Source organism: Flagellimonas algicola (assembly GCF_005937185.1).
GTDB lineage: Bacteria > Bacteroidota > Bacteroidia > Flavobacteriales > Flavobacteriaceae > Flagellimonas > Flagellimonas algicola.
Window position 1 is genome coordinate 1,818,286 of sequence record NZ_VCNI01000001.1, and the last position, 23,077, is coordinate 1,841,362.

Genomic DNA, 23,077 nt, shown 5'->3' on the forward strand with positions numbered 1-23,077 from the left:
ATTTGATTGCAGGCGACCAAATCATCAAATCTGCTTCAAGCATGCTCAACACCCTCATGCCTTCAAATCTCATGTCATTGTATGATTCATGAAGTATTCAGCAATCAAGGAGTAATAAAATTCTTATATTTAATCTGAATACCATTACATGCGCAAAAAGGTTTATATTTCATCTACTTATAAGGATTTAGTTTCATATCGAAAATCCATAATCGATATGTTCCAAAATAAGGCCTTGCAAGATGAGTATAGTCTCATTGCGATGGAAGGCTATTTACCTGAAGTGGGCAAAAAGGCTATACAGGTTTGTATTGATGATGTGGAGTCAGCCGATGTTTATGTATTGATACTGGCCAAACGATATGGTTCGATGGTTAAAGAAACAGGACTTTCTTACACCGAAATGGAATATGACGCCGCGAAGAAGAAAGCCGAAAACAATCCAAACTATAAGATATTCGTTTTTTACAGCAATGAAGACAGTGAGGAAAACGATTTTGTCGAGTTAAAGGATCTCGAAAATGACAACCTTCAAAAATTTTACGACAAGGCACTCAACGAGAATTCAGCATTCATTCATCCGTTTAGCACCCCCGACAATCTGTGCAAACAGTTATTATTGACCTTTGTACATAACTTTAAAAAACTCTCCAATTATTCCGACTACGAAAATGCCATGATCCTGATCGATCGAGTGCCTCAAACCAATGATTTCTCGAGGATGCTACTTGAAAATGTAAGTTCATTTCATTTTACATCAAGAAATGCCAACTCACCAAAAGACTTCGTAGAAAGAATACACCGCATGGAAATGGGTGACGATTTCAACAAATGCCATACCAGTTTGACAACCATCTCCATAGAACATGAAAAATTCAGAAAAGAGTTGAATGATAAATTCATTGATGGTTGGTCAAAAGGAGTGAACGAATTTACCAATGGCTACCAATTTGACAATTCGGAAAAATTGTTCTTGAGCATTGAGGTCAATGTATTTGATTTTAAATGTGAAAAAAAAATGGACTGCCTGTACCATTTTCTCATTGCTTTTTTACCACATTATTTGATAACAAAACCGGAACAAAGCAGAAACCACCTTTTCATCATGTACTACACCTATTTGGACAAAACAGAAAGTGAAGTGAAGCAGTTCGAAACCTTTATCGCAAAAATAGCCAAAGCAATTGGAGACAATACGTGTCTTACTGAAATTGATGAGCTCAAAGAAGTATCCCGTGACGATACCGCAAGTTGGTTGAAAGAGTTTGTCAAATTCAAAAGGATAGATGATGTGGAAATGGATGAATTATTGGGTGCGGATGAATTGGAAAATCCGTGGGGCCCCTTTACAATGAAAAAGGTCAAAAAGGATATCAAAGATTATTTAGAGGAAGAACTACAAAATAAAAACTGACACCATGTTACAGCTAGAGAAACTTGCCAAAGACCATTACAAACCTAATCCAGAACTAATGGCAGCCATTAATACTGCACTATTTCTGGAACGACCACTGTTGCTTTCCGGTGAACCGGGAACAGGCAAGACGCAATGTGCTGATTTTATTGCTCGACAATTGCACCATAGTTTTCCCAAAAAATTCAAGGCAGCTACAGCACTCCGGTTCAATACCAAGTCAGTTTCACAATCTACCGATCTGTTTTACCAATATGATGCCGTGGGCCATTTCGGTGATAAGAAAAACAAACCGAAGGAGTCTTTTATTCATTTTAATGAAATGGGCACCGCTTTGTTGGCCACAAAAGCAGCCAACAAGGACTGGAATGTATTTCGTAACTATACCACTGATGTATTGCCCAACGTAGGTTTCGGATCGGTGCTGCTGATCGATGAAATTGATAAAGCCCCTAGGGATTTTCCAAACGACTTACTGGCCGAACTCGAAAAACCACCCTTCAAATTCGCGATTAAGGAATTGGATGGATTTCAAGTGGTACAGGACACCACAAAACCTATTGTGGTCATTATTACCAGCAATAGTGAAAAAGGATTGCCTGATGCCTTTTTACGACGTTGCGTCTTCCATCACATCAATTTTCCGGATGATACCATGTTGTTCAACATTGTTGAAACAGCACTTGAGTCTAAAAACCCTGTATACTCCGATGCTATCACACTATTTATGGAGCTCCGGAATAATAAAAGCATCAGTAAACCACCTGCTACTTCTGAACTGATTGATTGGGTCAGCTGTCTACAGCATAAAGAGCTATTAAATGACAATCTTAGGAAATGGCAGGATGCAGATTCCAGTTATCGCAAAAAAATCATCGATACGCTCGGGGTGATCACAAAGAACAAGTCGGATTTTGAATCACTAAAAAAAGAGATTGACCGAAAATAGTGGGCATATCGCCAATGCGACAATGGGCAAAGTCCATTTGCCTCTTTATGACTTTTTTCTTGTTCTTAAACAGCATAATTTTCTGGTGACCCCTCAGCAAATTACCGAAGCAAACCAGGTTATTAAAAAATATGCTGACAAGGTTAAAAGCGAAATGGAGCTTTGTAACTATTTAGTTCCCATTTTTGCCAAAAGCCAAGAAGAGCAACACCAGTTTATTGAACTTTTTGAGGAGTACTATGCCCAAAAAGAGCCCTCTGTTGAACCCAGTAGAACGACCCCTTCATGGGTATTTCTCTTGATAGTTCCCCTGCTGTTGGCAACATTGGCACTGTTGTATTTTTATCCAGACCCCCCACCGCCAAAGGAACATCAAATCTATTTAGAGACCATTACCTCAAGTGTGGACCCACTCGCTGAAAGGGTAGAAATAACATTCTCTTTAGAGCAGGGTTCGGAACACATTCAATTGGACCATTCAGTGGATTGGGGTGATGGTACGTCAAAGGACAATCTTCTAAAACATGATTATCGTGAAGATGGAATTTACAACATTACCGCTTATGTTCAATTTTCAGATGAGGGTGTGGCCTATTACGATACCATTACCAAAGCCCAACGTATTTGCATTGCACAAAGTAGCTTAATTCTCACCCGTTCTTTTGAGGGAGATTCCATTGCCATAAATCGTGATTTTGAATTATCCGCTACCTTGATCGGAAATAAGAAACCTGAACAAACCACTTGGGTAGGTTCGGATATTGAAATCATAGCTAATGAATCAATTGAACCAAATACCGAAAATCAACAAAGAAGACAAACCGTAACGATGCGGTCTCGCATCACCGAAGTAGGAAATCATAATTTTGAATTTTTAGCCAATTACAATCAGGAATCTTGTAACGTCGGTGAGGATATTACCCTTATTGCCTACGACCCGAATCCGTACAATCCAACTACAGATAGGTCCAATCCATTTACTGCCCATATCTATCCTAGTGATGGTGCTATTGAATTAAGACCAAATTATATGGTTCGGCAAAAGTGGTTCAATGTGCTGTTCGGACTGCTCGCCTTGTCCACCATTGGCATGGTCTACTTTTTTGAAAAAAGATGGAAACTCAAGAAAGCGGAAACCGAAAAAACGGAGGAAAACAAAACGGAATATGGCCGTTTGACCCAATCCTTTAAAGGAAAGAAGGGAGCCGTTGACATTCCATTCATTGAGAAGAACTATTTGCCCTATCCTGAGGCTGAAATGAACGGTATTGCCACGCAAATGCGTTCTAGAATCAGTGATAAAGGCACTTATTTGCATGTTCAAAAAACCATTACAAAGGCCATTCAACATGCTGGTTTTTTTAACCCAGTTCTGGTCTCTCGAACACAACAAAGTGAGTTTTTGGTGCTCATTGATCGTAATTACACCAACGACCAACAAGCTAAATTATTCGATTTTTTGATTGATCTACTGCGAAAAAGAAACGTTTTGATCAACAAATTTTATTTCAAGATCGACCCTTCATTGTGTTACAGTGAAAAGGAAAATCAGCCCATAAACCTTGAAACACTCAGTGAAAAATATCCAGAACATATTCTACTCCTGTTCGGTAATGGCTATCAATTGATCTATCCGGATTATCCCAATATAAAAAAGGACTTCGTTCAGCTTTTCGAAAGATGGCGGTTCAAGGCAGTCATCACTCCTGCATCTTTTATGGACTGGGGAAACAAAGAACATACGGTATTGAAACCTCATCTTCCCATTTTCCCAGTAGATATTCCTGGGCTCTTGTTGCTGATGCCCAAACTATTTAGGGAGGGCACAAATATCGATACACTATTATCCCAATATACGGATCAGTTTTATAAAGTGGCACCTATAGATTTTGAAGATCTTGATGAATTATATACCTATTGCGAAAATGTAGATTGGGCAAAATCAAAAGATCGAGGCCAATATGGGAATGTGCTGTTTCAATGGATAGCAGCCCTGGCGGTTTACCCCAAAATTCGTTGGGAACTTCTATTGAGTATTGGGAAAGCAGTACTGGAACATCATGGACTTGGTCATCACTTGAATTTTACCTCGCTACTATTGCTGGCCCGTGTGGATTGGATAAAATTGGGGGAATTTCCAGACTTCACAAGATTTGAGCTTCTCAAACATTTGACCAAGGAAAACGAAATTGTAGCTCGGGAGACCATTTTAAAAGTTTTGAAGGAGATTCCTGAAGCTGAATTGAACAGTACCCACTTTGCCTATGAAGAGAAGGAAACCCAGCGATTGATGAATGAATTCACCCTGTATGCCCATGATCCGATATCCTACTCACAATACAAAGACTCCAGAGCCTTGTTTGAATTGCTATTGAAAGATGATCATGTTACCGATGGTTTAACCAAAGCCTATTTGGAAAACCCCAAAGTGGCCTGGCCTACTCTAATTAATGGGAATCCCATACTGGAAGGTACCACCTCAAGCACAAAAACCGTGTCGCTTAGTAATTATCTCGATCTGGAAGACACACTAAAAGAAAAGCGCTCTAAGTTGTATGGCATTTGGGTTCGCGCTGCAAGCATCATAGTGTGCATTGCAACCGCAGGTCTGCTTTTCTTGTCTTTTGCAAACAATAGCAAACGCTTTGACAATAATCTGCTCATGCTTCGAGAACAGCAAACGAGGCGTGATATTTCCCTTTTCTATAAGGACAGTATTTTAAACGATTCAGCGACCCGTAAACTAGAATTGCGATTGAACGACTCCACCATCTATGACCTAAAGAATTCCATTAATTATCAACCCCAAAACGACCGGGAAGTCGCCTTTACCCTTAAAAGTTTGGTAGTACTTGACTCCACTTCCAGTGAATTTAAATCGTACCCCATGACCTTGGTAAGAAACGATTCCATTATTTATTCAGAAGAGGTGCGTTTTGATTCCAATTCCTACAATATTTCCTTTGATGTGGATAGGGACGGAGATGATTTCCCGGATAATGAAGACGAATGTCCAGACGTTTTTTCAAGAACAAACAAGGGATGTCCTGAATTTGACCAGGTTTATTGGAATGCCGTTAAAAACCAGAATACAACAAAAGCCTACCTTGATTACCTAAAAAACTCTAATCCGAATCACGAATCGTATAGAGAGGCCGTCAATATCCTGGACTCGCTATTATCTAATCGTGGCTTTGTACAATTTCAAGAGACCAATGGAAACGAATTGTTCGAGAAATATCATGATATCCCCAACATTGGGCAATTTTATTTTTCAAAAAGAGATCAAACAATTCGCGATGGAGCAATCGGGAAAACAAGAAAAATTATTCGTAGAACTGGTGTGATTCGAACTGGAGACATTGTAAAACTATTGCGTTTGGAAAATGTTCTACCTAATTCCATTTGGGCTGAAATTGCTTTTGGCGGACGAAATACAAGAATAACGATAAACCCTGTGGAGAGGGACACTATCAAAAGTGAGCCCATTCAAGGCTCAATTGAAAAAGATGCTGTCATAAGAAAATCAAAAGAAAAGGACGGAATAAACGACAACCTGCCAAATACTGAAGAAAAAATGATACCCCAGACCACCATTTCAAATCTACCGGGAGAACTAAACCATACGAACTCCGGATCAGAGAGACCAGCACTTTATGTGTGGGATTTTTCAACGGAAATTCCCGAACTAAAGAATGTTGCGTCAGAGTTAACTAGCGATTTTGAGACCGAGCTTATCAATTTAGACCGCTACAGGATTCTAGATAGAAGAAATTATAGCAGGTTGGTATCTGTTCAAAAAATAGAAGAAGAAGCATCCGATATAAAGAATTTGACAAATAGTTCGATTGATAATCTTGAAGTAAATAAAGCGGAAATCGTAGTTTTTGGTGAATTAAAGGAAAATGTCAATAGTGGAGAATATAACTTGACAGTAATCTTTCAAAAATTGAATGGGGAAATTAGTAGGAAGAGTAGTATCTTTATTAGGCGTGGCTTGATATCCGATAATACCACAAGAGAAGAATCGATACGGAAATTAATTCTACAATTACATGAAAGAGAAATTAAAGAGACGCAACAAAAAGAATTGGAATCTATTTCCAATTTGCTCTACACCTATCTGCTGAGGGTCGAAGAGGTTTGGAGATCATATGGTGATATCAGCTTTATGCTGGATGCGCCCTCCTATCCGGTTGAATTTTCAAATCAAATAGAAGCCTACAATGAAATTTTTGAACGTATTCACAATAACCGGGATAAGATAATAAGCGATTTTTCTACAAATTGGGATAAAGCACAAACCCAAGTTTTAAATGAAATTATCGAATCTATAATTTACGATGTCCATGAAAGAAATATTCTGAAACTTGATCAAGTCCGAATGGAAATCGATAGATATAGGTTGGAAAAATCAAAAAAGGTAAAAAAAAGACTTCGTGAAGAAATCATACAAAAGACAAGGAAATGGACGGGAGATCTTCAATTTTCAATTGAACTACTTAAAGTGAAAACAGAATCATTTTTAAATGATTTAAGGTCCAAATTAGACTCTAAAAACTAATTACTTTACGGTAAAATATTAATTGTATTAGGAACAGTTAGAGGCATCAATAATGTAATAGTAAAAATTTTTGCACTGTAATTCCTAGTATGACTTAAACCTTTAATGGCAGCTCTTGTGAGCTAATGTAGCCATCTACAATGTATTTGTTACAGGTTATACAAATTGTATTTTATTTCAAATTATAATTGCGTAATTTCTTACAACTAAAAACCTATCCTCTTTCATCCTATGAAACTTAAAAAACACATAACGTCTTGTTTGGTTTTGGTTCTGGCAAATTTACTGGCCACTTCTTGTGTGAGCACCCGTATAGAGGCCAGCCCCTATCAAGACACCGTCGAAAATTTGGAGTGCCAACGAAAATCCAGTTGGAGTTACTGGTGGGGGGTTGCCCCAGGTAGTATCAAAGTTGTCAGTGCCAACCCGGAAATTGAAGGCACTGTTTGCCCATGTGAAGAAAATGCGATGTCTTGGGCCGTGGTTAAAACCTCTTTTACTGATTTTGCATTAAGTCTGGTGACCTTAGGTATTGTGAACCATAGAACCGCCATTTATGGCTGCGCTCGACCCCAGGGTGGCGAAGGAGATTTGGACAACTAAAAAAATATACCCATGCTACCCAAAGGAATAACACGTTTGCCCATTAAAAAATGGACCAATAAGCATGAAAATTTTACCCATGATTTGGTAGAAAATGCTTCATTCAAGCTACGTAATCCCAGAGAAGGAAAGCGACGGGAACGATACCATCAAACAACTAAAAACTTCCAATGGCTCATTCAACATGCCCTGGACAACAATCTCAAACTGCGCGCCATGGGCAGTGGTTGGTCGTTTACAAAAGTTGGGGTAACCGAAGGAGGACTGATAGACACAGCTTCGTTAAACTTTTCCTTCCCCCTGACTCAAAAATATGTAAGTGATCAATATGCTCTCCAGCCAGAAGATTTGTATTTTCTACAATGTGGCACCATTGTTTATGAGGTAAATAATCGTCTGAATGCCAAGAACCCTCCACGTTCCATCAAAGCATCAGGAGCAAGTAATGGTCAAACCATTGCAGGTGCCCTATCCACCGGCACCCATGGGGCGGCCATCAACGTGGGTGCCATTCCTGAATTTGTCGTGGGACTGCATATTGTTACCGGTCCTGACACTCATATCTGGTTGGAACGCGCTTCTTATCCCGTTACATCACCAGAGTTTGTAGCTTGGTTGGATGCCGATTTGGTTCAAAATGATGATTTGTTCAATGCCGCTTTGGTTTCTTTTGGAAGTTTTGGTTTTATCCATGGCGTTATGGTGGAAACCGAACCGCAATTTTTGCTTACGGAACATCGTGTTGGTAATATTCCTTACGATCATGTCTTGAAAAGTGCAATGACCACCTTGGACTTTAGTGGATTGCAACTTCCTGGAACGGGTCAAAATGGGGAATTATACCATTTTGAGGTACTTTTTAATATCCACAAATTTGAACCCAATGACCCAGATAAAGGAGCCTTCTTAAAGTATATGTTTAAGAAACCTATTGACCCATCAAATCCACATACCCCATTGTCTCGAAGTAATGAGTTTACGTATGGGGACGACCTTTTGGGAATTATTTCAACTGTATTAGACAAACTTCCGGGCTCAGGGTTGCTAATCCCGGCGATGGTCAACGCCATGTTCGGTTTGGCATTCGAACCTAAACCTCCGATCCAAGGCACGGTGAAAGAAATTTTTAACTATACCAAATTTCGGGGCAAGGTGGCCAGCGCAGCCATTGGCATTGCCATCGAAGACTCCCCAAAGGCCCTGGAAACCATTGTTGAAGTAAATAAGCAAAAACCTTTTCCCGGCGGACTTTCCTTGCGCTACGTTCATGGTACCAAAGCAACCCTTGGCTTTACCAAATTCCCAAAAACCTGTGTTTTGGAAATGGATGGTGTTGATGGCGGAAAGGCCCGTGAGTTTTATGAGGCGGTTTGGAATACATTTGAACAAGAGGGGATTGCATACACTTTGCATTGGGGCAAAATCAATTTTAACCTTAACGAAAATAGGGTGAAGAACATGTATGGGGCCGCTGCGGTACAATCATGGATTGATGCTCGTAACCAATTACTTTCACCTTCCGTTCTGGCAGTATTCAACAATAAGTTTATTACGAATTGTGGGCTGCATAAAGTTCTTGGGGCGATTGTATAACTAATAAGAAAGAATATTTGCCATACAAAAGTTATATTCCAATACAAACAAAGAAACATGATAAGGCCATTAAATGAAGGTATGAAAACCAATTCTGAAAACGAAGATATAGAAACGGAGTTTGAAGTTGGGTCCTATGGGGAATCAGAATGGTTAATTACGCAAAAGACCACTAATTTGATTGCTGCAGCTTTTATTGCGAATCCAGATTTTCCGGAATTGCATACCCTTCCTCGATTCCACCCCACACCATATAACAATTTTGGACAATATTACTTGTTTGACTATGAGAGGTTTTTAAGAATCATTTATGACACCACAAAATACATGAAAAAATCAATAAACACTTGGACAATAATAGGTCCATGGGTTTTATCCTTTCTCGTGTTATTTCTTTTTTTAGCTATAGAGATTTTCTTCGGCTATCCCCTGGGATTTTCATTTCTGTCATCATTATTTTGTTTTTTCATATCCAGGAATATAATTCGAAATAGAAAAGGACAGAAATATGCTGAATTTCGAGCCCAGATGATTAGAAATCTTCTCAATGATACGTGGCGTGGAAATCCAATTGATGGAAAGAGTAATGAGACCTTAGAATCTATAAAAAGTAAAATTGGAACTGGTGATATTTCGAATACTAACGTACCCATTTTAATCATTTTTGACGACCAACACCCATTTCCTGGGTACGGAAAACTACAAATGGACAATCTGTTTGTATGCCGACCAAAGGATAAAGAAAAAAAAGAAATCTCCAGTAATTCAAGTTTATTTGAAACAATAGCTTCCAAAATCAAGGAGGACATTGATGTTTATGGCCTACAGAACTATAAAACAGGGAGGGTAATTTCAATTCATGGGGATTCATTGAGAATGGAAAGTAAATGGTTAAATGAAGAAAAAATTCCCAAACTGTATTTTGAACTGGAAAAGAACTCTAATAATAAAGAACTAGAAAAGGACGGGTCAAGTCGCCTCTTTTTTGTGGTTCAAGTTCTTTTGCCTGGACATATGACCGCCGCTTCTTTTTTTATTAGACCTTATATGGCTGAAAATGCTGTAGCTTGCCAAATTTCATTAGCAACTCTGGGGCCACCAATATTTGATGAGGCGTATTTGCTAAAAAGACTTGCAAAATACAAATCGGAGAAAAAAAGAGTTAAGAAAAGTGGTGGGTTTATAGTTGCAGTAAAGAGTCTATTCACTTTTTCGATCAATGATTTGACAAATACCCTTCCTTTCCTTGAGTTAAAACACCAAGGTTTAATTGGAAAAGACAAAATAATATTCAGCAAGTCCCCCAATATCAGGAAAATATCTAAGTTAAATCCACTTTTCTCGAAAGTAAGAAAGCACGCAGTTTACAAAAAGGAATACAAAAAAATAATCGAAGAAAATGTTAACTGGCCGGGCATCTATTATTATCCAATAAATCTTAGGGAAGAAAACTCCTTTACCTTTACCTCAGATTATTTTGGGCAACCAGAGGCTATTGCCTCCGCAAAAACTCTTTATGACCAAATATCGCGTAGCGTGTTGGATTCCTTTGATGGTATGGGATATGATATTTCGGACTATAAAGATGGGGAGGGTAATTATTCCATCAATGCCGACAAAATAGAAAAATTGATTGTTGGCGAAAAAATAACGATTAAGTCTGTTGAGAAAAAAAGAAGTGAGAAGTCGACTGATTCTTCAAAAAAATGACTATGAAAGTAGATATTAAGGCAAATACCATAGGTAAGAATTACGTAGTAAAAAAAATGACAATCAAAAATGTCAAAAAGCTATATGGAGTTAATCCAGATAGCATAGACCATAGAATTAAGGTTTTTTTGGCCTCATCAAAGGAACTTGAGGAAGACAGAAGGGCCTTTGAAACCATTTTGGCAAGGTTAAATGATGATTTTATTAAACAGCATATTTATATAGAATTAGTAATATGGGAGAAATTCTTGGACACGGTCGCTCTGGGCGGATTACAAAAAGAATACAATAAAGCCATTCGTAAGTGTGATATTTTTGTAATGTTATTTTCTACAAAAGTTGGAGAATATACTTTAGAGGAGTTCGAAGTCGCTTTTTCAAATTTCAAGAAAAAAGGGAAACCATTAATTTTCGTCTACTCAAGGGAAATATCATCAAAACTGGAATCTGCAGATAAATATTTTAAAAGCGCCGAGTTATTTAAAGAAAGGTTAGGTTCAATAGGGCACTATTACACATCTTATAAAAACACTGAAAATCTATTATTTCACTTTTCCAATCAACTCAAAAAAATAGAGCTACATAAATTATCCCAGAAAAAATAACAAATGCGTAGACTTCTTTAGTACAATGAAAGATTCTAATTTATTTGGACAACTTTTTAAAATTGAATATTTCAATGACGGGTCAGTCCTTCGAAAATATTTGTTTGGAATTTGACCAAGTTATCCAAAAGTGAAATGATACGTAAAACAAAAATACATCTCCTAAACATATTTGTTTTCGCTCTTACCTTATCATCATGTATCTATAAAGAAAATAATTCTCTTAAAAAAGAAATGTCAATTCAAAAGTTGGAATCAGATGTATTTGATTTAATCAGTGATTTAGAAGCAGACAAAATAATTTTCAAGAAAGACACATTACCATTGGATGATTTTTCAACCGAGGGTGGTGAGTTGATTATATTTACATCAGACAAAAAAGACTATTGCGTTTTTGACTTTTGGTTATATGGGGAAATGGGGAAACTACACTATACCTACTGGACCGACACATCAAATACGATTGTATTTGCCAGAAGGATATCCTACAACTATGACAGGCCCTATTACAAAGAAGGTTTTCAAATAGACACCATGAAACACTATTTATCCTTTGGCCATACCAAAAACAGGCTTTTCGGAAAGAACCGACAAGAAATTTTTGAAAAGAAAGAAACGCAAGCCGTGCAAGAAGACCTGAGGTCCTTCTTCAATGAATTGACTTCAGGAATAGAGCTCCCAAACTAGTCCAAATCCATGTAGGTTTTGAACTTGAAATTCCGTAAATTAAGAATCTAGTTCCCTTTCAAAATTAATGATTCATTCATCGAAAAACCAACTATTATGGAGTGTTCTAATATTATTGAAGCAGAATTAAATAAGGGAGATATTTCTCAATCCTTGTTTAAGGGATCCCCATCAAAAAACAGCATTACCGATTTACAACTGGTACTGTTCGAACTTGGATTTAGAACGGAATTGAAATGGGACAATTATCAAGCGGATGGAGACTATGGCAATGCGACCGTCAATGCAGTTGCTGCATTTGCAAAGAAGAACAAGTACCAAAGTGATGGTTTAAGTGTTTCAAACAAACTAGCGGAACTGCTATTGCAACGGCATGATTTTTTGCCCGATATGTATATTTTATGGTCCATCTACAAATCTGACCTTAGAACAAGAAAATACATTTCAAAAGGCACGCCCATGAGTATTACCGCGATTCAGGTATTGCTCAATGAATTGGGTTATGGCAAGGAACTGAATTTTCCAAAATACGGTGCTGACGGTCTTTATGGGCAAAGCACCAAAAATGCCATGATAAAATTTGCCAACGACCATGGAATCACTTCTGATGGGGACTTATTGACCCGCCCTTTGGTGAACCTATTGATTAAAAAAATTAATCCGTATTATGGTAAAAAGTGGGGGGGATTTGGCATTGCAAAACTTACCCAATAAAAATTCACCACTGGTATATTTTGAAGGATCACGATTTCGTGGCAAACCTTGCCGGGCGGACGTACAATTTATTCCCTCTTTGGAAAAGGTCAATGATTATGCTGAGAAAGCAGATGTCTACGTTTATGTAACAAGTTCTTTTCGCACAAGTTCCAATGTGAATGGGGCCATCGTAACGCCAGCAAAACGTTCCAACCATATGGCGGGTCATGGCATTGACATGAACGTTATTTACGGTAATGACCAATGGGCCAATTCAAAGGTGCTCAATAAATATCCCGCAGTTCCGGCACCAGTTAAAAAGTTTATTGATTCAATCATAGCCGACCCAAAGCTTCGTTGGGGCGGTAAGTTTAGAATTAAGGATGTGGTGCATATCGACGACCATTTAAATAAAGATCGAGATAAATGGGAAGAACGATACCAAGCCATGCAAAGGGCTGTGCAGTTGGGGGAGTAAGGTTTTGCCTCGTCAGACCCAATGTGATTAATAGAATTATTGTTCCTTCACCGACTTAACAATTTGCTGCATTGACTCTTCAAATTTATATCCCCTTATATCAAGACATAGAACACTTTTTAAGTATCCGATAATATCAGGAAGGTTATTTCTTAATTTGGTCAATCTTGTGATTTCAACGTTCAGGTTTGTCGAATCCACCTTTAAATCTCGTTGGGCATCGACTAAATTTTGCAACTTTTCTATCTTCTCATCAATCTCCTTAACAGCATCTTTTACAAATTCGGGATCTAGGAATTCATTATCGGTATAGCAGCCAATCAACTTCCTGTCTCCGGTATACTCCAATAAAAAAAGTGTGTCTTTGGTTTCTTTGCCGACCCAGGACGAGCTTAAACTATTTTTTGATATAACAGATAAGGTAATCCCGGAATTACTTATTGAATCTTTGATAAACTCGTTAATGTCTTCTCCAACTTCCATATCGAATTCGTCCATTATCAATTCTATACCCTCAAGCTTTAATCTAGCATATATTTTTAGGGCATCAGTTTTGTCCTTATGATTATAGGAAATAAAGACTCTTTGATTCTTATGTTCAACATCATTTTCTATACTTGAAGAATCAGTTTCATTTTTCTTCATCAGAAAGGTCAAAATCCATGAAAAAGGAAACAAAATAAAGCTAGAAATAATAAAGGGTTTTCTAAATGTACTTGGATTATTATCATCATAAAGTTGAAGCATTGCCCAAATCACAAAAAAAGTGGACAACACTAGTATTGAGGAGAGTATTTCTAGGAGTTTATCTTTTCTACTTATCTTCTTTTGTTTTGAACGAAAAAGAACTGTTAATAATGGAATATAGATGATTATGAACCATAACCAAGCCCAGTAGATATGATTTGTTGCGGAACCAAAAGAAATGCCCGTCAGGAAAAGGAATAAAAGAGAAAATCCCAAAATCAAAATAATGCCGCATCTTCTTTTTGTAGTCATGTCATAAGTTTGTGATAAACACTAATCTGGCAATAGTAATTCTAACTGGGCCCCTTTTAAGTGTTTCCTAGCCGACAAATTCTTATACAATTCTTCATCTTCAGGTTTAAAAGATGGCTCTTTAATTTTATATGCATAAACATATGCGATTATCCTATACCTATTTGAAAAAGGTTCTGACTCTATTTCGGCTGAAATTGCTGGGCTACCACCTCCAGGAAGACCCTCAACTTTGTCAGCAGACATAGTTTTGCCTCGAGTATAATCATTCAAATTTGTTATGGCAAAAACTATAACCCTAAAGTATCCTTCTCTTCCCATAACTAATGACATCAGGTTCTTCCATTCTTTGGTTTCCTTTATCAAAGTGAAAATAGATTTCCCGGTTTCAGCCTCCCTAATTAAACTACCATCCTCTTTGTCAAACTCTTCCCATAAGGCAGCAATCGCGTAACCTTTAAATTTACCATCTTTTGATATCAGATAAAAACTATGCTCATAATCATTTTTATCAAGAGCATTAGTAACTATTTTAGTGACGCAACCAAGATTATCACATTCATTTACATCTTCTAGTGGTGTATAGCTTGAATGTAAAACAATACGCTTGGAATATTGCGGTGGTGGCCATGGAAATTGTTTTAAGCTCCTTGTTTCAGGTGAAAGACTGCTAAGAGGAGCATTAAGAATGCTCTTATTTGAGTTCATGTTTGATTCTGGACATCCATTATTCCCTAATGAACCAGCTATGTTAGGGCACCAGTCAATGCTATCATCAATCCCATCGCCATCACTATCGGCCCAAGGACAACCGTTGTTCTCAGAAGGGCCAGCTTCATTTGGGCAAGCATCATAACCATCAACAACCCCATCACCATCAAAATCTGGACATCCATTTAAACCTTCAAGCCCAGCTATTTCTGGACAGGGATCATCTTTATCATATATGCCATCGCCATCTGTATCCTGCCTATTGGAAACACTTTGTGTTCCCTTTAGTGTGAATTTTGAAGACCCCAAAAGGCGTAATCCATCATCGTAAACATTGACCATGTATTTTCCACCTTGAAAACCGCCAACTGGTCTATTAACGTAATCGCAGACATCCAAAGAACTATTTTCGTAGTAGAAGAAAGTGCCCTTGCTGTATGCTATTGAGGCGCCGTCTTCATCTGTTTTTGTATAGCTTTCTCCCAAAACATTGCCTTGGGGATCTAATAGCTCAATAAAAAATTCCCGGTCTCCAGCTTCGGCAATAACGTTATCTGCTACTGTAAAGCAAACTTTTAGCTTCTCTGTAGTTCCAGCCCTTGAGGTAGAAACCAATCTTCCGCTGTTTCTCTCTCTAACTGCATCAATAGTGAATGTCGAAAGGTTTAAAGCTGACCCTCTTTCGATAGCATCGGCCAATTGGGTGTTTTGAACAACCAAAGAGTCGTTGAAAACCGTTTGCTTCTCAAGTTCCACAAAAGTGCTATCCCGTTGCATACTAAGAAGCGTATTTGATGTAGTCAAAGAATCAACTTTCCGTAACAATTCTTCCCTTTCGGCCTTAAGAACGCTAACTTGTCTTCTATATCGTGATAATGAGGCAATATCGGCTTTCATGGTCTGAACCGAATCGATATACTTTGCTAAGTTATCACGTGCAGCAACCAACTCTTCGTTCGTTGCATTGCTTTCTAAGATTGCCTTGTCATACTCTGACTTCAAGCTATTTAAATCCTCAATCACTAGATTCTTCTCTTGTTTTAAGCTTGCAGTTGTCAGCTTCTTATCTTGATATAATGACAAGAAATAAATAAAAAATGCCACCAATAAAATGGCAAAAAGAAGTATGATAAAAATTAATGTACCCCTAGTTGTAAGTTTTTTCAATTTGTGCTTGGTTTGTTATCAGTAAAAATAAGAATTTAACTTATTGAAAATGTTCTTCCAAAACATCCTTCGCCGCTTTTTCTCCAATATTAAAAAGTTCAAAACGGTTCTCTGCATTGCTCATTTCAATAAGGCTTTCCACATCCTCTTCTGTATAGTTCTTTTCTATGCCCAAAGCTTGCAAATCGGCAACTGTCAAGGGAAAGTTGTAGCGTAAATATTTGATCAAAGGTCTACCCCCAACATAGTCGCCCTCCATTTTACCGGTTTGTAAATCAATTTCATACGCCGTTGGGGAGTTGGACAACCACTGCATCAGTATTTGGTTTTGCCAACTAGCATCCTGCATCAACATATCAGGTACACTTTTTGCCCAACTAAGAATCCAATTATCTTCAATATCATCCGTTTTTTTAGAAAAAACGCTGTAGCCTGTGCCTACGGAGACCACCTCTAATTTATCCTCACCCATTTCCCATTGAAATGGAAATCCTTTCAATGTGGCCACCATCAACAAGGCCAAAGATGGGTTGTTGGCCATACTCACCCCACCATCCACAAAGGCCGCGGTTTCGCCATTCCCTACTTCAATCATTTGGGGGACAAAATAAGTTGGTGCTGCACTACTAGCCCTTACTGCTTGCCATAAGGGAATATCCTTGTTTACCCCAATCTCCGAATTGTAAAATCTTCCTTTGGGATGGTTCATTATATGCCAAGTACTGTTGGTATCGGCCCGTTTGGCGATAATGCATAAACCGGTTTTTAATTCCGGTCCGCCCATCAATATTGGTGCGCCAGTGACCTCATTCTTGAAAGTGGCTAAAAGGCTTTTGGCAAGCTCTGAGTAATCGTATTCGGCCTTTAGATATTTGAAAGTCTCCCATGGTTTCCACCAGTTATGTTTTTTGCCAAAAATCTTGCCTCCAAGATCCATATAAAGCGTAACAATATCATCCACTTCCATCCCAATGGCCAACCCCGAAGCAATAATGGAACCAGTTGAAGTTCCCCCTATTAAATCAAAATAATCACACAAGCGCAGAGAATCATCATCATACTTTTTCCGCAGAATAGTTTCCATTTTCTTTAGGTAGCCTAGGGTCAGGGCACCCCTTATGCCACCACCATCAAGGGACAAAATTCGTTTAGTACCATTGGAAGGGTCTAAATGCTCTGTGAGGGTCTTTTTCATAACTAAGGTTTAGGATTGTCAGAATTCTCAATTTCCAAAATCAAGGATTCCAATTGTTGATCTTCTTTACCCCGTTCTTTTCTTGAGTCCAGAATTATTCTAAAATTATTTAGGGTTGTTTCGAGCATCCATCCTTCATTTGGCGGAATTAACGCAATCGCCTCAGATATCACCTCAAAAGCCTCATCATATTGATTCCCCAGTACATAAAGCTCACTTTCCGTAGCAAGGTCCCAATAATCGGGCTTGCTTGATTCCATCTTTCGTTTATTGGCAAATTGTACTATGGGTAAATAGTGTTTTAATTCCTCTTCATCCCCTTTTTGCTCTAACAAGGTTACCAGGTTAACTCCGGGGTAGGCATCACGCCAATCAGCATCAAAACCTTCCTTATAACTTTTAATGGCTTTGGTCAAATAGGCGTTTGACTTTAAGCGATTTCCCTCATTCTTTGCTTTTTTATGTAAATCCTTGAACACACGACCCAAAATGCCATTTGTTTCGGGGTCGGCCCCATATTCTTCCAAAACCTTTTCCAATACTATTTGAGCTTTTTCTGATGCCCCGCTTCTATTTAGTGCTAGACCTAGCTGCTCTTGTACCAACTTCGTTTTTTGTAACGGTTTGTCCATGTCTTCGTAGCATTCTATCATCGAATCCCATGCTGATATTCCCCTTAAAGACAAAAACAAATCAATGACCACCCCCACAGATTTTTCATTTATGGGCTTGAGTTCTTCCACCATGTTGAGTACAGCATCATTTCCAGTAATTCTGGCATTAGAAAGTTTTTCTTTTAGGTCGTTGTCGTAGACTGCCTGTTCTCGAAACACATCGGTTTTTTCACGGGATAAGTTGTGTGAAACCTGCCACCCATCAATCAATTGAAAAACGGGACTATCCGTATGTTTATTCGCTATACAATACTTTAGGTGTTCGACGAGTTTATTCCTGTCATCCTCTGTTTCTGACAATTCACCATTATCGATCAAATTATAAGGTAATGTCCGTTGCATCTTTAAATCAAATGGAAGGTCTGTATCAAATGCAAATATGGGAATGGTCGTGTGCGCCTTAATAGCATGTCGAAGTCCCAACTCATAAAAAACATTGGCATTTAAGGAAGTTAAATCTGCAATGGCATAATCACAAAGAATCAAACGCTCAAACATTGGAGTATGAATGGTACCTCCCAATAGTTCTTCATCAGCACGTATGGGTTCTAAATTACAAACCTCAATGGCAGGTTTTATCAATAGCTCATACACCTGATTGAAGTCAATACTGCGACCTTTTTTGTCGACTTTTATACCAAAGGGCATAAGTACAAAACAGAGTGGTTTCATTTTAAAATTTCAAGTTTTTAAGATTTTTGCCCACAGTTTTTAGCTTTGTACCATAAGTGTGTTCTGAAAAATTTCTGGTACTAATCGAAGACTTTATCTCTTCGGTATTTAAAATATTTCCAACTGAAATAACTTCTTTTGATTTTTCCTGTGCAAATTTTAGCTCCGATTGGTGCCAAGCTGTGGGCCTGTCAGAATTTATATTAATGACCAAATCTGCTAAGGAAATGGCGTTTTCTATATAATCTTCAATAGGTACTCCTGCCTGATAATTTGATCCGGTAGTAACCAACATGCCCAAATCGGTTAATAACGACTCTAAGGCTTTCGCCATTTTGCTATCTATTTTGGAATAGGATATATACACCTTCTTCCCTTCCAAATCTGCATTTTCATCCTCTTCCTGAACTGTGGTATAGTTTTCACCCAGAGTTAACCAATGGGTCAATTCAATTTTTTCCTCATTCTTTTTTACTATCATAATTTCAATTAAAAATTCGCCCCAACCATGGGATTCCAATCGAAAATTTGTGCCCGGATCTGTAATAATATGAATTCGTTGCTTAAATGTTGGGTGCAACAAATATTCAACAGATTCAATTTCAGAAAGTTCATTAGTGCCTGGCTCAATCCAAATAGCCCACTTATAGTAGTCTTTAATTTTAGGGTTTTTATCTGAGCTTTGACCAATTTTAAATTCTTCTGAATACTTCATAATACCTTTATTCTCAAGTTAGAATTTACAGTTTCCGATGTCCATACTTGATTATGTGTTTTTATCTGGATTTCCACCAACGCGTCTTCCGTCATTCCATTCATTTCTAAAATTGGACCCGCTGGCATCCTTAATATTGTTGCCTCCTTCCAAGCACTCCAAGAGCCCTTTCGATAAAACCGATATTGTACCAATTCTTCTCTTCCATAATTTTCCATTACGGTATTGACAATTTCATTAGGCTCTAATGAAGCCTTAATTCTTCTGCCAAAGCCCTCTTTCCAACCGTATATGTTTTCCGACAATTCAAGTACGGTCTTAACTAAGTTCTTTGGGTCATATTCCATGGTCTCATAACCGCTAAATTGAGGTGGATTCAAAACTCCAGTTTCAATAATCGCAACCACAGGCTTGCCTAATGTTTGAGCAACTGAACGTTCATGTTTAACCCAATCATTGGTTTTTCCCTCTTCTCTTTTGGACAAAAAAACCACAACGGCATCTGAGTCCGCTATAAGTTCCCTGACTTTCGTTTCTACAAGCTCACCTTGCAGTCTTTTGCCATCGATTACTTCTAAATCATGACTCTTTATCAGGCGGGTGAAACTTTCTACCACGGGTTCAACCTCATTGTCGAAGTGGTGCGAAAGAAAAATACTTTCCATAGTGCTTCTTAAAAATTGCAATTACGAAACCAACACTTGCTATATGCTAGTTACAAATGGGGGAAGATCAAATAACTACCAAGTTACGCCAAAGCCTCCTTGGAATAAGTATCAAAGTACATTAATTTTCGTATAATTCCAATATGTTTTTAGTTAAAAACACCTTTTTTATTAGTAATTTTCTTATTTTAACTGACATAAGTTTCTTCCCCCAATTTTCGTATTAGGATTCCAGTTTTTTTGGGATTTAATTCCTTAAAGACTAAGCATTAATTTTTAATCTAAAAATTTAAAAAATGAGTGGTATAGCCAAAAGTTATGAAAAGGTCTTAAGAAAAGAATTAAGAGCACATGGAGCATGGTGGCCTGTAACGAATATTATCGAAATAGGCAGCTATGGTTTTTTTAGAGGGGGAGTATTTGAACCTGTAGGAAATATTAAAAAGGATTATCCCGATATACCGCTAGATATCAAAACCAGTCCGGAGTTGAAGAATCTAAATTTTTCTTCTGAAGGAACCAAATCACTTAAATTTAATATCGACGGAGAGTTGGTTGCTTCTTTTGCCGATTTGGGAGACGCTGATGCTTCTTTAAAATTTGAGTTTAGCAAAAAGAATTCTATTGTTTTAAAGGCGGACGAAATTTCACTCACCCAAATTGAGAATGCAAGAGAAGTCGCCCTTGCCCTGGCTACAAAATCGGACTGGAAAAAAAAGTATAAAGTTGTTTTTGGCACTTATATTGGCAATCAATGTTTGGTCATATGTGCTAGAGAAGCGGGTTCAGAATTTATTCTGAATGCCAGCGCAGAAATTCTAGAGCAAATTGATGGAGGCAAGGTGGAAGGTGGTTTTAGCTATACCTCCTCTAACAACAGCACCTTTGATGCAATTGGTAAATCCGGGGTAATAGGTATCAAACTTTTCAAATTGAATTGGCTCAGCGGTGAAATCAATGTACTGGCAGCGGATCAGGTAACCGAAAACAATATACTTTTTGAAGATAATTTGGGTATCGATTCAGAAGAAGATTTAGAAGACGATTTCTAAAGTCAATGATAACCAAAAAGATAGAATACTTCCGCTATGACAAATTAGAAACCGGAATTCTGATAGAAAATAAGCCTTACCTCCTTACAGTGGGGGACAAAAACGCCCTCAGAGAGGTAAGAACATCAGAAGATCACAAGGCATTATCAAGAAAGCTTAGGGACACCCTGACTTACAAGAAAGGTGTAATAGAATCTCAAAAGCTTTCAGTCATCAAGGAAATAAGTGATTCACTAAAATCATTTTTTATTGATTCGGTTGACATTACAGAAGATATAAATCACCTGGAAGTTTTCTTAAATCCTTCGGAACTGGCATTAATTCCTTTTGAATTATTGCTTGATGAAAACGATACTCCAAGATTTATCTCAAAAAGAAATGGTGGACAACTTTTGACTCGGAATGATAGGAACGCAAAAGACCTAAATAAGAACATACCGGAAACTCCTAGAGTGCTTTTTGCCTATGTAACTCCCCCCTATAATAAAACTGATGTTTTATTCAAGGAGGTACCATATAAGTTTCACAAGACAGCAATTAAATCCGCTTTAAAAAATCGAGGAGGAGAGGAAAGATTGAAAGTTTTGGAAAATCCAACTTTTGATCAATTTAAGAGTACTATTTTACAGGCAGCTGCCGAAAAAGACCAGTATACCCATATCCATTTGTTGGCTCATGGGCTTTTACGACTGGATAAAGATCATCCTAGTGAGTTCGAATATGGAGTAGCATTCAACACGGAAAAAGTGGATCCCAAAAACTATAAATCCACTTCTGCCGAAGAAATTAAATCCATTTTTGAAGGGTTGAGTTCAAAAGACCTACCCTATCTGGTTAACTATATGATATGCGATGGTGCCAATTTTACAAACGGGGCTCTCCCAGACAGAAACCCGCTACAAGTTACCTTCAATTTGGGTGTGCCGATTGTGATAGGCTCTCAGTTTCCACTTTCAATGGAGGGCTCCACTATGGTTACAAAGTCTCTTTACAAGCGATTGTTTCGAGGTGATGATATTAGGCAAATCTTGCTGGATATACGAACAGATTTATACAATAAAAAACCCCATAAGGATAGTCATGATTGGATCAGCCTATTGAGCTATATGAATTTATCATCGGCATATGAATATGAGCTCTTAAATCATAAAACCAAATGCCAATTAGCTATTCTAAATAATATTAGGGATAGTGCAAATAAAGAAACCATATTTGAGAACAATAATGATTTTAAGAGGGTAAAATATCAGATAAGGGAATCAATAAAAGTTTTAAATAAAGAAGTTACTGAGATACAAGAAAAAAAGGTAAAAGAAAAAGAATTCTTAGAATATGCAGGCTTGTTAGGAAGTGCTTACAAACGTCTTACCGAAGTTGAGTTGAAAGAGGGAAATATTCTGGATAGTGATACTAGCAACAACCAACTGGAGTATTTAAACGAGGCAAAAGAATGGTATAAAAAGGCTGCAGAGAAAAACCGTTCCCATCATTGGAGTATTGTTCAGTATCTAAGCTTAAAGACCGTTTTAGAGGGGCATTTAAATGAAGATGATTTAGATTTTTGGTATGCAGCACGAGGAGCGGCAAAAAATGAAATCACTCCTAATGCCACATGGCCCTATGGAACTTTGATTGAACTTTATGTATTGAACCCTAATACAGTGACCGATTCACACAGGGATGAAATTCTGGAGTTTGCCTTAGAACTTACTAAAAACGCAAAAAAATTGGGCAAAAAAGAGCATGTAAATTCAACTTATTTACAAATTGAGCGTTATAGTAACTGGTGGAATAACAGTAATTTTAGAATTCCCGAGAATATTTTAGCCAATGAACAGGACTTTATCAAAAAAATACTTAGTTTTTTGGTTTACTAGATGAAATTACTAAACAAAAAGAAATTGGAATAATTATTGTACTATTTCGAA

At 37.8% G+C, this 23,077-nt stretch carries 18 protein-coding genes; 12 read left to right on the plus strand and 6 right to left on the minus strand.

Going from position 1 to position 23,077, the window contains the following annotated elements; all coding sequences use genetic code 11:
- The first annotated feature begins 148 nt into the window (after window positions 1-148).
- From FGG15_RS07920 to FGG15_RS07965, 10 genes are all read left to right on the plus strand, one after another.
- Entirely contained in the window at window positions 149-1,414 is a 1,266-nt protein-coding gene (locus FGG15_RS07920; protein ID WP_138834970.1) for a DUF4062 domain-containing protein, read from the plus strand.
- Between the two features lie 4 nt (window positions 1,415-1,418).
- On the plus strand, window positions 1,419-2,363 hold the full coding sequence (locus tag FGG15_RS07925; protein ID WP_138834972.1) for an AAA family ATPase: 945 nt from the start codon (window positions 1,419-1,421) through the stop codon (window positions 2,361-2,363).
- Entirely contained in the window at window positions 2,350-6,927 is a 4,578-nt protein-coding gene (locus FGG15_RS07930) for a hypothetical protein (RefSeq protein WP_138834974.1), read from the plus strand. Before FGG15_RS07925 ends, FGG15_RS07930 begins: the two co-directional genes overlap by 14 nt.
- 231 nt (window positions 6,928-7,158) lie before the next feature.
- Window positions 7,159-7,530: a hypothetical protein gene (locus FGG15_RS07935; protein WP_138834976.1), complete on the plus strand. Its 372-nt coding sequence runs from the start codon at window positions 7,159-7,161 to the stop codon at window positions 7,528-7,530.
- Window positions 7,531-7,542: 12 nt separating this feature from the next.
- Window positions 7,543-9,123 (plus strand): FAD-binding protein, encoded by a 1,581-nt coding sequence (locus FGG15_RS07940; RefSeq protein ID WP_138834979.1) that lies wholly within the window; start codon window positions 7,543-7,545, stop codon window positions 9,121-9,123.
- Between the two features lie 57 nt (window positions 9,124-9,180).
- Window positions 9,181-10,833 (plus strand): hypothetical protein, encoded by a 1,653-nt coding sequence (locus tag FGG15_RS07945; protein ID WP_138834981.1) that lies wholly within the window; start codon window positions 9,181-9,183, stop codon window positions 10,831-10,833.
- Window positions 10,834-10,835: 2 nt separating this feature from the next.
- Complete coding sequence (locus FGG15_RS07950; RefSeq protein WP_138834983.1) at window positions 10,836-11,438, plus strand: hypothetical protein; 603 nt, start codon at window positions 10,836-10,838, stop codon at window positions 11,436-11,438.
- 234 nt (window positions 11,439-11,672) lie between these two features.
- On the plus strand, window positions 11,673-12,125 hold the full coding sequence (locus FGG15_RS07955; RefSeq protein ID WP_138834985.1) for a hypothetical protein: 453 nt from the start codon (window positions 11,673-11,675) through the stop codon (window positions 12,123-12,125).
- Window positions 12,126-12,221: 96 nt separating this feature from the next.
- Window positions 12,222-12,839 carry a peptidoglycan-binding domain-containing protein gene (locus FGG15_RS07960; RefSeq protein WP_138834987.1) on the plus strand — a complete coding sequence of 206 codons (618 nt, stop codon included), beginning with the start codon at window positions 12,222-12,224 and terminating at the stop codon, window positions 12,837-12,839.
- A 79-nt stretch (window positions 12,840-12,918) separates the two neighbouring features.
- On the plus strand, window positions 12,919-13,299 hold the full coding sequence (locus FGG15_RS07965; RefSeq protein WP_161991936.1) for a M15 family metallopeptidase: 381 nt from the start codon (window positions 12,919-12,921) through the stop codon (window positions 13,297-13,299).
- Between the two features lie 36 nt (window positions 13,300-13,335).
- Here the strand turns inward: FGG15_RS07965 and FGG15_RS07970 are convergent, their stop codons facing one another.
- The 6 genes from FGG15_RS07970 to FGG15_RS07995 are packed head-to-tail and all read right to left on the minus strand — an operon-like array spanning window position 13,336 to window position 20,097.
- Window positions 13,336-14,298, minus strand: a complete 963-nt coding sequence (locus FGG15_RS07970) for a toll/interleukin-1 receptor domain-containing protein (protein ID WP_138834991.1) — start codon at window positions 14,296-14,298, stop codon at window positions 13,336-13,338.
- 21 nt (window positions 14,299-14,319) lie between these two features.
- On the minus strand, window positions 14,320-16,176 hold the full coding sequence (locus tag FGG15_RS20440; RefSeq protein WP_138834993.1) for a thrombospondin type 3 repeat-containing protein: 1,857 nt from the start codon (window positions 16,174-16,176) through the stop codon (window positions 14,320-14,322).
- A 40-nt stretch (window positions 16,177-16,216) separates the two neighbouring features.
- On the minus strand, window positions 16,217-17,371 hold the full coding sequence (locus FGG15_RS07980) for a patatin-like phospholipase family protein (RefSeq protein ID WP_138834995.1): 1,155 nt from the start codon (window positions 17,369-17,371) through the stop codon (window positions 16,217-16,219).
- 2 nt (window positions 17,372-17,373) lie between these two features.
- On the minus strand, window positions 17,374-18,717 hold the full coding sequence (locus FGG15_RS07985) for a TRAFs-binding domain-containing protein (RefSeq protein WP_138834997.1): 1,344 nt from the start codon (window positions 18,715-18,717) through the stop codon (window positions 17,374-17,376).
- A gap of 1 nt (window position 18,718) precedes the next feature.
- On the minus strand, window positions 18,719-19,432 hold the full coding sequence (locus FGG15_RS07990; RefSeq protein ID WP_138834999.1) for a pYEATS domain-containing protein: 714 nt from the start codon (window positions 19,430-19,432) through the stop codon (window positions 18,719-18,721).
- Window positions 19,429-20,097: a TIR domain-containing protein gene (locus FGG15_RS07995; protein ID WP_138835001.1), complete on the minus strand. Its 669-nt coding sequence runs from the start codon at window positions 20,095-20,097 to the stop codon at window positions 19,429-19,431. The genes FGG15_RS07990 and FGG15_RS07995 overlap by 4 nt, the downstream gene beginning before the upstream one ends.
- Window positions 20,098-20,393: 296 nt before the next feature.
- Between FGG15_RS07995 and FGG15_RS08000 the strand changes: the two genes are divergently transcribed.
- Together FGG15_RS08000 and FGG15_RS08005 are read left to right on the plus strand one after the other, a co-directional pair.
- Window positions 20,394-21,149 carry a hypothetical protein gene (locus FGG15_RS08000; protein WP_138835003.1) on the plus strand — a complete coding sequence of 252 codons (756 nt, stop codon included), beginning with the start codon at window positions 20,394-20,396 and terminating at the stop codon, window positions 21,147-21,149.
- Between the two features lie 5 nt (window positions 21,150-21,154).
- Complete coding sequence (locus tag FGG15_RS08005) at window positions 21,155-23,026, plus strand: CHAT domain-containing protein (RefSeq protein ID WP_138835005.1); 1,872 nt, start codon at window positions 21,155-21,157, stop codon at window positions 23,024-23,026.
- The last annotated feature ends 51 nt before the right edge of the window (window positions 23,027-23,077 follow it).

Excerpts from the sequence above, each read along its gene's own strand:
- FGG15_RS07920 (WP_138834970.1), top strand. The coding sequence starts at position 149 with ATGCGCAAAAAGGTTTATATTTCATCTACTTATAAGGATTTAGTTTCA.
- FGG15_RS07925 (WP_138834972.1), top strand. The coding sequence starts at position 1,419 with ATGTTACAGCTAGAGAAACTTGCCAAAGACCATTACAAACCTAATCCA.
- FGG15_RS07935 (WP_138834976.1), top strand. The coding sequence starts at position 7,159 with ATGAAACTTAAAAAACACATAACGTCTTGTTTGGTTTTGGTTCTGGCA.
- FGG15_RS07940 (WP_138834979.1), top strand. The coding sequence starts at position 7,543 with ATGCTACCCAAAGGAATAACACGTTTGCCCATTAAAAAATGGACCAAT.
- FGG15_RS07945 (WP_138834981.1), top strand. The coding sequence starts at position 9,181 with ATGATAAGGCCATTAAATGAAGGTATGAAAACCAATTCTGAAAACGAA.
- FGG15_RS07950 (WP_138834983.1), top strand. The coding sequence starts at position 10,836 with ATGAAAGTAGATATTAAGGCAAATACCATAGGTAAGAATTACGTAGTA.
- FGG15_RS07955 (WP_138834985.1), top strand. The coding sequence starts at position 11,673 with ATGTCAATTCAAAAGTTGGAATCAGATGTATTTGATTTAATCAGTGAT.
- FGG15_RS07960 (WP_138834987.1), top strand. The coding sequence starts at position 12,222 with ATGGAGTGTTCTAATATTATTGAAGCAGAATTAAATAAGGGAGATATT.
- FGG15_RS07970 (WP_138834991.1), bottom strand. The coding sequence starts at position 14,298 with ATGACTACAAAAAGAAGATGCGGCATTATTTTGATTTTGGGATTTTCT.
- FGG15_RS07980 (WP_138834995.1), bottom strand. The coding sequence starts at position 17,371 with ATGAAAAAGACCCTCACAGAGCATTTAGACCCTTCCAATGGTACTAAA.
- FGG15_RS07985 (WP_138834997.1), bottom strand. The coding sequence starts at position 18,717 with ATGAAACCACTCTGTTTTGTACTTATGCCCTTTGGTATAAAAGTCGAC.
- FGG15_RS07990 (WP_138834999.1), bottom strand. The coding sequence starts at position 19,432 with ATGAAGTATTCAGAAGAATTTAAAATTGGTCAAAGCTCAGATAAAAAC.
- FGG15_RS07995 (WP_138835001.1), bottom strand. The coding sequence starts at position 20,097 with ATGGAAAGTATTTTTCTTTCGCACCACTTCGACAATGAGGTTGAACCC.
- FGG15_RS08000 (WP_138835003.1), top strand. The coding sequence starts at position 20,394 with ATGAGTGGTATAGCCAAAAGTTATGAAAAGGTCTTAAGAAAAGAATTA.
- FGG15_RS08005 (WP_138835005.1), top strand. The coding sequence starts at position 21,155 with ATGATAACCAAAAAGATAGAATACTTCCGCTATGACAAATTAGAAACC.